General features: G+C 61.4%; 11 protein-coding genes. 10 read left to right on the top strand and 1 reads right to left on the bottom strand.

The features are described 5' to 3' along the window. Nucleotides 1-135: 135 nt before the first annotated feature. The 5 genes from SJ05684_RS23695 to SJ05684_RS23675 all read left to right on the top strand — a co-directional run bounded on the left by SJ05684_RS23695 (nt 136) and on the right by SJ05684_RS23675 (nt 5,537). A complete protein-coding gene (locus SJ05684_RS23695) occupies nt 136-804 on the top strand; it encodes a haloacid dehalogenase type II (protein WP_034859202.1) in 669 nt (222 codons plus the stop codon). Between the two features lie 306 nt (nt 805-1,110). After that, nucleotides 1,111-2,211, top strand: coding sequence for a phosphotransferase enzyme family protein (locus SJ05684_RS23690; RefSeq protein ID WP_034859200.1), 1,101 nt, complete (start codon nt 1,111-1,113; stop codon nt 2,209-2,211). 106 nt (nt 2,212-2,317) lie between these two features. Next, complete coding sequence (locus SJ05684_RS23685; protein WP_034859198.1) at nt 2,318-3,652, top strand: aspartate aminotransferase family protein; 1,335 nt, start codon at nt 2,318-2,320, stop codon at nt 3,650-3,652. A 61-nt stretch (nt 3,653-3,713) separates the two neighbouring features. Continuing rightward, a complete protein-coding gene (locus SJ05684_RS23680; protein ID WP_034859196.1) occupies nt 3,714-4,190 on the top strand; it encodes an Lrp/AsnC family transcriptional regulator in 477 nt (158 codons plus the stop codon). 72 nt (nt 4,191-4,262) lie between these two features. Next, nucleotides 4,263-5,537, top strand: a complete 1,275-nt coding sequence (locus tag SJ05684_RS23675) for an NAD(P)/FAD-dependent oxidoreductase (RefSeq protein WP_034859194.1) — start codon at nt 4,263-4,265, stop codon at nt 5,535-5,537. Between the two features lie 168 nt (nt 5,538-5,705). Here SJ05684_RS23675 and SJ05684_RS30980 read toward each other — a convergent pair whose 3' ends face one another. Further along, the gene (locus tag SJ05684_RS30980; protein WP_034859192.1) at nt 5,706-6,374 is read right to left on the bottom strand and encodes a FadR/GntR family transcriptional regulator; all 669 of its coding nucleotides are present in this window, start codon (nt 6,372-6,374) and stop codon (nt 5,706-5,708) included. A gap of 225 nt (nt 6,375-6,599) precedes the next feature. Here SJ05684_RS30980 and SJ05684_RS23665 point away from each other — a divergent pair, with 225 nt between their 5' ends. The 5 genes from SJ05684_RS23665 to SJ05684_RS23645 all read left to right on the top strand — a co-directional run bounded on the left by SJ05684_RS23665 (nt 6,600) and on the right by SJ05684_RS23645 (nt 13,366). Next, a complete protein-coding gene (locus SJ05684_RS23665; protein ID WP_034859190.1) occupies nt 6,600-8,264 on the top strand; it encodes an ABC transporter ATP-binding protein in 1,665 nt (554 codons plus the stop codon). A 36-nt stretch (nt 8,265-8,300) separates the two neighbouring features. Further along, nucleotides 8,301-9,965, top strand: coding sequence for a peptide ABC transporter substrate-binding protein (locus SJ05684_RS23660; protein WP_034859188.1), 1,665 nt, complete (start codon nt 8,301-8,303; stop codon nt 9,963-9,965). 66 nt (nt 9,966-10,031) lie between these two features. Beyond that, nucleotides 10,032-10,982 (top strand): ABC transporter permease, encoded by a 951-nt coding sequence (locus SJ05684_RS23655; protein WP_034859185.1) that lies wholly within the window; start codon nt 10,032-10,034, stop codon nt 10,980-10,982. 34 nt (nt 10,983-11,016) lie between these two features. Beyond that, entirely contained in the window at nt 11,017-11,895 is an 879-nt protein-coding gene (locus SJ05684_RS23650; RefSeq protein WP_034859183.1) for an ABC transporter permease, read from the top strand. A gap of 160 nt (nt 11,896-12,055) precedes the next feature. Then, nucleotides 12,056-13,366, top strand: coding sequence for an NAD(P)/FAD-dependent oxidoreductase (locus SJ05684_RS23645; RefSeq protein WP_095694363.1), 1,311 nt, complete (start codon nt 12,056-12,058; stop codon nt 13,364-13,366). Nucleotides 13,367-13,510: the final 144 nt, after the last annotated feature.

The following is a 13,510-nucleotide window of genomic DNA, read 5'->3' as shown; positions in this document are numbered from 1 at the left end:
TCGAAAGAGCCAACCTGACCTTTAGTCCAGAATTTTCTGCTGACGAGCCTAGGAATCCGGCCAGAACGGCGGCGGAGGGGAACCTATCATTGCTCATAACGGAAACAGATCCCCGCCAAGAAAAGGACGAAGCGCATGGCCACTTTCCGCCCGAAATACATCACCTTCGACTGCCACGGCACGCTGATCAACTTTCAGATGGCGGAGGCGGCACGCGATCTTTACGGCGACCGCATGAGCGAGCAGAAAATGCTGCAATTCATCGCGGACTTCTCTGCGTACCGGCTCGATGAAGTCATGGCCGACTGGAAGCCTTATGCAGAGGTGGTCCATAACGCACTGGCGAGGACCTGCAAACGTAACGGCATCGACTTCAGGGACGAAGACGCCCGGATGGTATACGAACGCGTTCCCACCTGGGGGCCGCATCCGGACGTTCCGGCTGGTCTTGCCAAGGTCGCCAAGGAGATTCCGCTGGTCATCCTGTCAAATGCAATGAACTCGCAGATCATGTCCAACGTCGAGAAGCTCGGCGCGCCGTTCCACGCCGTTTACACCGCTGAAGAGGCTCAGGCCTACAAGCCGCACTTCCGGGCCTTCGAATATATGCTCGACATGCTTGGTTGCGGTCCGGAGGACATACTGCATTGCTCCTCCTCGTTCCGCTACGATCTGATGTCCGCACATGACCTCGGGATCAAGAACAAGGTTTGGGTCAATCGCGGTCACGAGCCGGCCAATCCCTATTACGGCTATACCGAGATCGCCGGCATCTCGGAATTGCCAGGCGTCGTCGGGCTCTGAAAAGTCTCTCTTCCGGCGGCCCGATAACGACACTCGGTTCGCCGAGTGTCGAGGGACTGATGGAGGGTCATCGCGGTGCCGCCGTCTTCGGCGGTGGCATCATGGACCCCGGCGCGGGTGAGGTAATTTCCAAAGCCGGGACCGACACAATCGTGCTGAAGGCGGGGGCGGTGGTTCCGGCGCCTTCAGCAGCAAACGCCCGACCTTTATCATCGAGGCTGGGCGCAGCGGACTGGATGCCATCTCAACTGTCGCTTTTTCGGATGAGCATGCCACCCGGCTCCAAACAGTGCGAGGGTCTCAATCTTGGGTGCTTGTAACGATGCGGTCCCAGACGACGACGACGACGGTCATCTCGACGGCGCCCAGTCGGTCGGCACGCCTTTCACCGAAGTGTATTTTCGGGCCGCCGCCGCCATTCTGGCGACAAAGCCAAGCGCTCCGGAAGCACGAGTGTCGGGTGAGCTGCTACTGCGCCACTACGGTCTGACGGGAACGGTCAGGGTTCTGTCCTCGGAAGTCGAGTGTACCGCGGACGTCACCCTATTGAACGGCGATCGGTTGATCCTCAAAACGTCAGCACGGCCGGAAGGACGAGACAGTTTCCGCTTCCAGGTTGCGGCGCTCGCAGGGCTGGAAGGCGCTTCCGGTTTCGCATCACCTCAGATCGTGCGTACCAGCGGCGGCACGCTGATGTTCGAAGAGGAGGAGATTTGCGGCTACCTGCAGACCCGACTTTCAGGGGTGCCGCTACACCAGGCGAACGCAACTGCGGACGTCCTTTACCGGGTCGGCCAGGCGCTTGGCAGGCTCAGTTTGGCTCTCGAGCCTCTGAAGGTGCCCGCCATGCGCCGCCCAGTCCTTTGGCATGTCGGATGCTGGCCGAGGCTAATGGAACTGGAGGAGCATCTGCCTTCAGGGCCCGTTGCAGATTGCGTGCGTCTTGCCATTAGCAATTACGTCGAGCTCATCGAGCCGCAGCTGCGCGAGATAGCATGGCAGGTCACGCACAATGACCCCAGCCCGTTCAATACACTCCTGACGGATAATGGTGTCGCGTTCATTGATTTCGGCGACGGCTGCTGGGGGCCACGGATTGAGGATCTCGCGGTTGCGGCAAGCCACGTGGTGACGGACCCGTCTCTGGCTCTGGGCGGCGCAGAAAATCTCATCGCTGGCTATGCTTCGGTGATCCCGCTTCCCGCGCTCGAGGCAAAACTGCTCGTCGGGCTGATAAAGGCGCGGCAAAGCGCTCTCATCCTGATCAACTACTGGCGAGCCGAACTGTTTCCCTCCGAGGCAGCCTATATCAAGAAGAACGTGGCCCGAGCCGAACGCGGGCTCTCTATCCTTTCGGCGTTAGGCGTCGGGGAGGCGGAGATGGCTGTGCGTCGCGCGGTGCCTTAGCCCGGCGTTGCTGGAGGCACGCCAAGTGTTTCGTCAATCGCCTTGGTAATCAGTACGGTAACTCGCGACCTTCTCGCGGATGGAAACCCTAAGCAGGATCAAAGCTATGTCCACCGATCTCATGCCCAACCGCTTTACCCCCGGGGAAGCCACAATTCCCCCCCGCGAATCTAAGTTGATCGCCCGGCGCGACAGCGTACTGGGAGCCTCCTACAGGCTCCAATACCGCCGACCGGTCCATTTCGTTCGGGGCGAGGGCATATGGCTCTACGACCCCGACGGACGTCGCTATCTGGATTTCTATAACAATGTGCCCTCTCTCGGGCATTGCAATCCAGAGATCAACGCTGCCATGGCGGAACAAGCCAACCGAATTAGCGCCAATACGCGCTATCTTGAACCGAGGCTTGTCGATTATGCCGAACGGCTTGTGGCCACCTTTCCCGAGGAGCTGAACCGCGTTGTCTTCACCTGCACGGGTAGCGAGTCGAACGATCTGGCGCTCCGGATCGCCCGGCTGACCAGCGGCAGCGAGGGCGTGATCGTCTCTTCCCATGCCTATCACGGGACCAGCGCGGCCACGGCGATGGTGTCGCCTAATCTGGGCGACGCCGTCAAGCTCAGTCCGGCCGTCCGTATGGTGTCGCTGCACGGGCCTGCGGGCGTACCGGACCGGCAGGCTGCCACGTTCTTTGAAGAACAGGTTCGCTCCGCTATTGCCGATTTGAATCGACGTGGCATTGGCATCGCGGCCCTGCTCATCGACAGCATTTTCTCCAGCGACGGCGTCTGGGTGGACCCGCCTGGCTTCATCGCCGGCGGAATCAAGGCGGTGCGGGAGGCGGGTGGCCTCGTAATTGCCGATGAAGTTCAGCCGGGATTCGGACGGACGGGCACACACATGTGGGGTTTTGAGCGGCACGAAGTTGTTCCGGACCTCGTTACCCTCGGTAAGCCCATGGGCAATGGATTCCCAATCGGCGCAGTCGTTGGCCGCAAGGCGCCGATGGACCACTTTGGCGCTACGGCCCGGTACTCAAACACCTTCGGCGGCAATACCGTCGGAATCGCGGCAGCCGACGCCGTCCTGACTATTTTGCATAGGGATCGGATCCCCGAGCATGCGCATGCCATGAGCGAGCGCCTGCGGGTGGGGCTGGAGCATCTTGCCACGCTGCATCCCGGTATTCGCGGCATTCGAAATGCCGGGCTGTTCTTCGGCATCGACATCGGGTTGGACGGAACGGGAGCGGTCGGCCGGCGTGCCATGGCATTGGAGATCGTAAACCTGATGCGTGACGATGGCGTTCTGATCAGTACGACGGGCGCCAACGAGGATACGCTGAAGGTGCGCCCCCCGCTTATTTGCCAGGCGGAGCATGTGGATCGGTTCCTCGAAGCCATGGAATGCGCGCTCAAGAAGGTCGTCGCGCAGGTGTAACGTCGGCTGCCCCGGTAGCCGAATAGGCTCGCGCCATTTTTCATCAGCGAAAGCTAAGTCCATGAAACTAGATCGGATCGACATCAAGATCCTGCACGTGCTGCAGCAGTATGGCCGAATGACGAATGTGGAGCTTTCGGAGGTGGTGAATCTATCGCCGAGCCCCTGCCTCATGCGCGTGAAGAAGCTGCAGTCGGAGGGCTATATCGAGGGCTATTCGGCGCAGATCAACGTCGCCAAGTTGGGGCAGACGTTAACGGTGTTCACCGAGGTCACGCTCAAGAACCACCGGCAGACCGACTTTGCACGCTTCCTCGCGGCCGTTGAGAAGATCGATCAACTAATCGAGTGCCATGTGGTCTCCGGCGGCTACGACTACCTGTTGAAATTCGTGACCACCGGGATCGGCGAATATCAAGAGATCATGGAGCGGCTGGTCGAGTTGGACGTCGGCATCGATAAGTATTTCAGCTTCGTCGTGCTGAAATCGCCGGTCGTGAAGGGGCACCTGCCGCTGACGAACCTGTTTCAGCCATAGACTCTCATCAACATCGCCCTTTGCTTCGACCGACGGCGGGCGTTTTGATCTCAAGCGAGAAGGCGCATTGCCATGAAATTCCTCTCCTACTGGCACGACAACGCCCCGGCCTTCGCAGGGGCCGCGGAGGGTCCGGTCGATGGCCACTACGACGTTGCAGTGATCGGCGGCGGCTTCACCGGCCTCGGCGCCGCCCGCCAACTCGCCAGGGCCGGGGCGAAGGTCGTCGTGCTGGAGGCGGAGAGGGTTGGCTGGGGCGCCTCCGGCCGCAATGGCGGACACCTGAACAACGGGCTCGCGCACAGCTATCTGGCGGCAAGGGCGGAGCTAGGCAAGGAGCGGGCGATTGCGCTCTACAAAGCCTTGGACGATTCGATCGACACGATCGAGGCCCTGATCGAGGAGGAGGGCATCGACTGCAGCTTCCGCCGCGCCGGCAAGCTGAAGCTCGCTTCCAAGCCACAGCATTTCCAAACGATCGCCCGCAACTTCGAAGCGGTCAATGCAGAGGTCGATCCCGACACGGCGTTGCTCAGCGCAGACGACCTGAAGCAGGAAATCGGCTCGCCCTTCTATGGCGCGATGCTCTCGAAAAAGAGCGCGATGATGCATATGGGCCGCTACGTCGTAGGGCTCGCCGAGGCCGCCAAGCGTCACGGCGCGACGATCTTCGAGAAGGCATCCGTCACGGAACATCGGCAGGCGGGCACCCGCCATCATCTGAAAACACAGCGCGGCAGTGTCACCGCCGATGCGGTGCTTGTCGCCACCGGCGCCTACACGCCGTCGACATTCGGCCATTTCCGCCGTCGGATCATCGCCGTCGGCAGCTTCATCATCGCCACGCGGCCGCTGACCGAAGCGGAGATCGCGGCGACGATGCCGGGCAATCGCACCTGCGTCACATCGATGAATATCGGCAATTACTTCCGGCTCTCGCCGGACAATCGGCTGATCTTCGGCGGCCGCGCCCGCTTCTCGGCAACCTCCGACCAGCGTTCGGACGCGAATATCGGCGCAATTCTCCAGGCGCGCCTCGCAGAGATCTTCCCGCAACTTGCCAATGTCGACATCGACTATTGCTGGGGTGGCCTCGTCGACATAACCAAGGACCGCTTTCCGCGCGCCGGCTATCATGACGGCGTCTGGTACGCCATGGGCTATTCCGGCCATGGCGCCCAGCTTTCGACCCATCTCGGCATGATCATGGCGGATGCAATCCTCGGCCGGCCGGACCGCAACCCGCTGAAAGGTCTCGAATGGCGGGCGGTGCCGGGACACTTCGGCAAGCCCTGGTTCCTGCCGCTGGTCGGCATGTACTACAAGATGCTGGACAAGTTTTGGTAGGATACTTCGGGTCCCTGTTTATGGAAACCGTCGAGGGCGAGGTGTGCAAAACGTCACCCATATCTCAGGCCGGTCAGGCCCGACGGGCTGTGTGAAAACGCCGAACATGGCCGCTTTGACATGAGTCACGGGGCTTCATGACATGACACTGGACAAGCCAACAGGTGCTCAGGTAGCCGGGCCGAGTATATTTGCCCTCGCTTCGACGATGTGATCGTACATGTTTCGCTCGGCTTCTCTGCTGTCCCGATCATTGATGGCGTCAAGAATGGCCTGATGCTTGGCGATATAAGCCTTCCTGCGCTCAGGGGTTAGTGAATGCTCCTTCATTTTCCCCCAGAGATTTCCGGCCCGCACGGCGTGAATGCCTTCATAGAGCGAGGCGAGAAGACCATTGCGGGCGGCTCCGACGATGATGCGGTGAAAGACAGCGTCCCATTTTTCGAATTCGGCTAGGCTTTCCGCCGCGCTGCCCCGATCGATCGATTTCTGCATCTCATCGATCTCCTGCCTCGTCGCCCGTAATGCCGCCAATGCGGTGATCTTGGGTTCTATGATAAGCCGAGCCTCGAACACTTCCGCCGGATAGGTGCGCAATGCGTCTCCCGGACTGCTTAGCGGGCGGCGAAGGGCCGTCGAGCTTACGCCGCTGCCGGCGATAAACGTTCCTCTGCCAACATGCCTGACAAGCCGGCCCTCCTTCTCCAATGAAGCGAGCATCCGTCGAAGTGCGGTACGGGGAAGGCCAAGTTTCACTGCCAGGTCGCGCTCAGGAGGCAATCGATCCCCCGGTTCCAAACCTTCCGCCTCAATGAAGTCCTTCAATACGACGCTCATGAGCCCTCGCAAAAATAATTTTCGCAACCAAATTGATCTATATTGACGCCAATGGCAAGACCAATCTTATATTGATCGGGAGTAAAGCCCTGATTGGTAGCGAATGGCGTTGAGCGTGAGGAGAGTGCCGACTGCGCGCTGCCTCCAGGGGACAAATTTTCTGGTGGTGACGCGCAATTGAGCAGCGACGAGTCCACCAGTTGCGTTGACGAGGGAGGAATCTCGATGGCCGCCAGCATCCAAGCTGTTACCGTAGACGAGGCAGCGCTTTCGGTGCGCGGCCTGACGGTCGACCTGCCGAAAGGCATGGAACGGGCTCACGCCGTCGAGAACATCTCGTTTGATCTCAAGCGGGGTCAGATCCTGTGCATTATCGGCGAGTCCGGCTCAGGCAAGTCGGTGACGGCTAACACGATCATGGGGCTCTTGCCGAAGCTGATCCCCGTCTCGTCCGGTGCCATTCATCTCGACGGCACGGCCGTCATCGGCGCATCGCCAAAGGAGCTGCGCGGCCTGCGCGGCCGCGTCGTGTCGATGATCTTCCAGGATCCGCTCTCGGCGCTCAACCCTCTGATGACCGTCGGTGAGCAGATCACCGAAGTCCTAATGGCGCATGGCGTGGGCACGAAAGCGTCGCGGCGCAGCCGCGCCATCGAGCTGCTAACCGAAGTCGGTCTGCCCGATCCGGAGCTCATGTACTACCAGTATCCGTTCCGGCTGTCGGGTGGGCAACGCCAGCGCGTGATGATCGCCATGGCGCTGGCACTCGAACCTACGGTCCTGATCGCGGACGAGCCGACCACGGCCCTCGACGTCACCACGCAGGCGCAGATCCTGAAACTGATCCGGGACATTCAGCGCCGCAAGGGCATGAGCGTGATGTTCATCACCCATGACTTCGGTGTCGTGGCGGAGATCGCCGACAGCGTCGTCGTGATGGAGAAAGGCCGCGTTGTCGAGCAGGGCAGCGCCGAGCAGGTTCTCAAATCCCCCACCCACCCCTACACGCAGCGCCTGATCGCAGCCGTTCCGCACCTGACGGGAGAGGATCGCGCAGTTCAGTCGAAGGCGGGTAACGAGACGATCCTGAAGGTGGAGGGGCTGTCCAAGACCTATCGCAGCGGCAGTGCCCTGTTCGGCAGCCAGCGCATCGTGCCGGCGGTGAAGGACGTCTCATTCGACCTGGCTCAAGGGCGCACGCTCGGTGTTGTCGGCGAAAGCGGCTCCGGCAAATCATCGCTGGGACGGCTTCTGATCAAGCTGCAGGACAGCGATGGCGGTCGGATTCTGTTCGAAGGCCGCGACATCGCCATGCTTTCCGAATCCGAGTTTCGGCCGCTGCGGCCACAAATTCAGATGATCTTCCAGGATCCCTTCGCGTCGCTGAACCCGCGTGCGACCATCGGGCAGATCCTGACCGTCGGCCCCGTCGCGCACGGCATGCCCTATGCCCAGGCGCGTGAGGAGGCGCGAGCCTTGCTGGCCCATGTCGGTCTCGATGCGGGCGCCTTCGGCCGCTATCCGCACGAGTTTTCCGGTGGCCAGCGCCAGCGCATCGGCATCGCCCGGGCCTTGATGTTCAAGCCCAAGCTGCTGATTGCCGACGAGGCCGTCTCTGCGCTCGACGTGTCCATCCAGGCGCAGATCCTCAAGCTGCTCGACCAGATCCAGCGGGAAACCGGCGTATCGATGATCTTCATCACCCATGATCTGCGCGTCGCCAGCCAGATTTGCGACGAAATCGCGGTGATGCAGAAAGGGCGGATCGTTGAGCGCGGCCCGCCGTCACAAATCTTTCTGAACCCGCAATCGGCCTACACGCGCGAGCTGGTGGCCGCGATTCCGGGGGAGCGGCCGAGGAGCACGCGGCCGGCTGCCGTAAACATTTGATAGCCACGGCGAACATCGCCACAGGGAGGAGACATCATGGCTAAAGATCCTACAACCGCATCGACCTATTCTCGACGCGACGCGCTACGCCTCATGGCAGCGGGCGGCATCGCCTGCTTTGCCGCACCCAACCTGCTCGGCAAGCCGGCCTTTGCCGACACTGCTAACCCGACCGGCCGCGTCGTCGTCGGACTTTCGCAAGAACCCACCGTCTTCAACCCGCTTATGGCACATATCGAGGTCGACGACGCTGTCCATTTCTCCGTCTTCGACGCCCTCTTCCGCATGGATCCGAAGGGTGTTCTCCAACCCAATCTTGCCGCCGAAGTGCCCACACAGAAGAATGGCGGCATTTCGGAGGACGGCCTGAACTGGCGCATCCGCTTGCGTGACGACGTGCGCTGGCACGACGGAGAGCCCTTCACCGCCGAGGATGTGAAGTTCACTCTCGAGCTGATCACCAATCCGAACTTCCGCGCGTGGCGCACGGGTGGGCATTCCCTGGTGCGTGACATCACGGTGGTCTCGCCGACTGAGCTGACCTGGCGCATGGAGGAGGCCTTCGCCCCTTATCTGTCGTTCCTCGCCGAAACGTTCATGGTGCCCAAGCATATTCTCGAGAAGGAGGCCGATCCCAACACCGCCGCCTTCAACCAGGCGCCCGTCGGCACCGGCGCCTTCAAGTGGGCGCAGCGCGTTGCCGGCGACCATCTCGAACTCGTCGCGAACCCGCAATACTTCGGCGACGGCCCCTATATCGAGCGGCTCGTCTTCAAATACATTCCCGACATGACGGTGCTCTACACCCAGTTCAAGAGCGGCGACATCGACCTTGTCGACCAGGCATACATCACCGCCGACCACTACGAGGAAGCCAGGACATTGCCGGGGCGTGTGGTGACCCTGGAGCCGGGGGCATCAGTCGAGTCGATCTTTCTCAACCTAGAGAAGCCGCAATTCAAGGACCCGGCGGTGCGCCAGGCGCTCTATGCCGCAATGGACAGAGGGGCCATTATCGACGCGATCTATTACGGCGTCGGCACCCTCACCGAGACGTTCATGCCGAAGGAGTCCTACTATCACAACCCGAACCTGCCGGCGCAGGAGTTCAACCTCGACCGGGCGCGACAGATCCTCGATGATGCCGGCTGGGTTCCGGGACCGGATGGGATACGTGCCAAGGACGGGGTCCGACTTTCGTTCGCCAATTCGACGACTTCGGGCAACAATCTGCGTGAACAGGTGCAGCAGTTCCTGCAGCAGACATTTGCCGAGATCGGCGTCGAGATGACGATCTCGAATATGCCGGCCGCCGTCATGTGGGGCGAGTTCTGGCTCAAGTCACAGTTCGACTCGGCGATCGCGGGTGTCACCTATCTCATCGCGGCGGACCCGGACGCCACCAACCGCCTCCACACCAGCGCCATTGGCGCGAAGGGCGGGAAGGGCTCAAACACCGGCCAATACTCCAATCCGGAAGTCGATGCGCTGCTCGAAAAAGGTGCGCGCACCTTTGATCCGGAGGCACGCCGCGAGATCTACTATCGCGTCCAGGAAATCGTCCGTGAGGACCTGCCTTTCCTGCCGCTGTTTGCCTACACAAACGTGATTGGGCGCAAGGAAGGTCTCGAGGGCTTCGAGCCCAATGCCAACACCCGCACGGCCTCCTGGCATGCCGCAGCATGGCGCTGGCAGAGCTGACATACGCGGCCGCCGCCGTCCGCGGCGGCGGCCATTCATTTACGCTGTCATGAAGGAGGAGAGCCAATGCGCGGCTTCCTGCTCAATCGCCTTTCACAGAGCCTCGTCCTGCTCCTGATCGTTTCGGTCATCGGCTTCGTCGTCCTCAACCTCCTTCCGGGCGGTCCGCTGGCGCAATTCGGGCTCGATCCCAGCATGACCCAGGACGATCTCAATCGCCTGAAGGAGCAGCTGGGGCTCAACCGTCCGCTGTGGGTGCAATATCTGGACTGGGCCTGGCGCCTCGTCCAGGGTGACTGGGGTCACTCCTTCCGCGACGGTGCTCCCGTGCTGGACGTGATTGGCCGCCACCTTGTTGCGACGCTGTTGTTGATGGGGTCCTCCACCGTCATCGCCATCGCCGTCGGCACCTGGATCGGCATTCACGGTGCCACGCACCGCTATTCGGCTTTTGACTACCTGGCAACAGTCGGCGCGATGGTGGCGTTGTCAATCCCGACCTTCTGGTTCGGGCTGGTCGGCATCTATGTGTTTTCGCTGCGGCTCGGCTGGCTGCCGGCCGGCAACATGTACACGATCGGCGACGGCTCGGTCCTGAACTACCTTCATCACCTGATCATGCCGAGCATCGTGCTGGCGCTGGTCCATGTCGCCATCTGGAGCCGCTACATGCGATCCGCGACGCTTGACGTTATCAGCCAGGAATTCGTCAAGACCGCCCGCGCGAAGGGACTAAGCGAGCGCCGGATATTGATGAAGCATGTCGTCGGCAATGCCTTGCTGCCGATGATCACGCTCGCGGGAATGCAGCTTCCCAGCGTCCTGACCGGCGCCCTGGTCACCGAGACGGTGTTTACCTGGCCGGGAATGGGCCGGCTGTTCCTCGACAGTCTCGGCTACAGCGACTACCCGGTGGTGATGGGGCTGCTCATGTTCTCGGCGATACTCGTGGTGCTGTGCAACCTGATCGCCGACATCGTCGTCGCCATCATAGATCCCCGTATCCGTCTGAGCTAAGCGCCTCATGGACGCTCAACAGGAGGCCACCATTATGACCGCCATTGTCGCAAATTCACGCCAGGAGCGTTGGTGGAACAGCCGAACTGCACACCGCTTCATGAACCACCATCTGGCCCTGCTCGGGATGGTAATGATCGCCGTCCTGACGCTCGCGTGCGTCTTGGGCCCGTACCTCCTTCCGTATGATTCACTCTACATCGATCTGCGCGCCCGCTTTGCTCCGCCCTTCACCGGCCACCATTATCTGGGCACCGATCCGCTGGGACGGGACTTGGCGGCACGGCTCTTCATGGCGGGGCGGATTTCCCTGCTGGTCGGCTTCTCCGCGATGCTGTTGTCGACGCTGATCGGAACCCTCGTCGGCGTACTCGCGGGCTATCGGGGCGGTTGGATCGGAACGACCCTGATGCGTACGGTGGATGGGTTCCTGTCCTTCCCGTCGATCTTCCTGGTGCTGGCGCTTGCCGCGGCGCTGAAGCCAAGCCCAATGATGATTACCGTCGTCATCGCTGCCACCAGCTGGATGGAGGTTGCCCGGATCGTCGAGGCCGAGGTCCGCTCGCTTCGCGAGCGGGAATTCGTCCAGGCCGGGCGCATGCTGGGCTTAAGCGGAACCCATATCATGTTCCGCGAGATCCTTCCCAATGCCATTGGTCCGATCATTGTCGCGGCCACCCTGACCGTCGCCCGCGCGATCCTCATGGAGGCCTATATCAGCTTCCTCGGCTATGGAATTCAGCCGCCGCTGCCCAGTTGGGGCAATATGCTGAACGGCGCGCAGCAGTATCTGGGTAGCGCACCGTGGCTGGCGATCATTCCGGGTGCGGCCATAACCATCGCGGTAACCAGCTTCAACTTCATCGGCGACGGGCTGCGCGATGCGCTCGATGTACGCGGTGATCACACCTGACCGGAACGCGCCCGTCCGGGCGAGGTCTGTAGCTCAGAGAAAGACACACCCGCACCTTTATGGTTTTAGGCTGTGAACCGTAGCTGCTTCGCTCGAACGCCGCCTCTGATCTTGTAGCAATCCGAAGAGCCTTGGTGGCACTCAACGAGAAGTTAACCCAATGGAAGAATCCACAATCGCAGACAAGAACTCGCCGTACTGGTGGGAAGAGGCACCCGTCAAACCGCTGTCGCGGCAGCCGCTGGCCAAGAAGGTCGACGTGGCGATCATAGGGGCCGGGTACACCGGGTTATCGGCGGGGCTCGTTCTGGCGCGCGAGGGCCGTTCGGTCGCAGCCTTCGATGCGTTGAACCCGGGCGAGGGGGCTTCAACGCGTAACGGCGGGATCACTAGCGGAAGCATTCGGCCTGATTACGCCACGATTACCCGGCGCTTCGGCGAAGAGAAGGCAATTGCAATCGAGGCCGAGGGCAAGATCGCCCGTGAATTCCTTTATGACTTCATCAGGACCGAGGGGCTCGAGTGCGACTTTCGGCTGGTTGGCCAATTCAAGGGCGTAATCGGATATGACGATTACGAGAAGACGGCCCGGAGCGCTGAAGTGCTGGCGAAGAGACTGGGGATCGAGGCCTATGCGGTGCCATACACTGAACAGCGCAATTACATCGGCACGGATTTCTATCGCGGCGGCATGGCGCGGATGGATATTGGGGGGCTGCACCCGGCCAAGTTCCACGCTGAGCTCCTGCGGGTGGCGCTGGCTGCGGGACTGACCGTCCATGCAAGCACGCGCGTGACTTCGGTAGAAAGGGATGGCTCCGAGTTCCGTGTCCTGACGGAGGCAGGCACGGTGCAGGCCCGCCAGGTTCTGGTCTGCACAGACGGCTATACCGATGGCGCGGTTCCCTTCTTGCGCCGCCGGCTAGTCCCGGTTCGCAGCCGGATCATTGTCACCGAGGAGCTTGCGCCAGAAGTTATGGAGCGGCTGATGCCGAAGCGGATGATGATGGTCGAGGGCAGGCAGCTGGGGTTCTACTACCGCCCGACGCCCGACGGCAAGCGCATTCTGTTGGGGGGGCGCGACAGCTCTCGCGTAGGCGATCCCGCCGCTCCGAAGCTGTTTCTGCGGCGGGGCCTGGTGAACCTTTTCCCGGAACTGGAGAACGTGCGCCTGTCGCACACCTGGTTTGGCAATGTGGCGATGCACCGCGACATGCTGCCGCGCATCTTCGAAAAGGACGGCGTGGTCTATGCGACCGGCTTCTGCGGTTCGGGCGTAGTCTGGGCGCCATGGATCGGAACGCGCGCGGCTCATAGGCTGCTGGGACATGCCGAGCAAGCGCGCACAGCCTTCGACTTCCGTCCGCCTGCCTTCATCCCCTTTTACCGTGGTAATCCCTGGTTTATGCCGGCCATCATCCAGGCCTATCGGATGCAGGACCGCCTCGCCCTGTACCGCGCCCGACGATAGATTTCCGCCCTCTGGCGGGAGCCAGTGTCCGGGGGTCTTCATCACAGCCTCGTCGACCGTCCTCTGTTTACACAAGGGCGCATTCGAGATCGTAGCGCTTGCGCTCATGAGCCCACGCAAATTATTGCGCAACCAATTTGATCT

This window comes from Sinorhizobium sojae CCBAU 05684 (genome assembly GCF_002288525.1).
Taxonomy (GTDB): Bacteria; Pseudomonadota; Alphaproteobacteria; order Rhizobiales; family Rhizobiaceae; genus Sinorhizobium; species Sinorhizobium sojae.
Note: the sequence above shows the minus strand (reverse complement) of the source record. Positions and strands in the feature narration are given on the sequence as shown.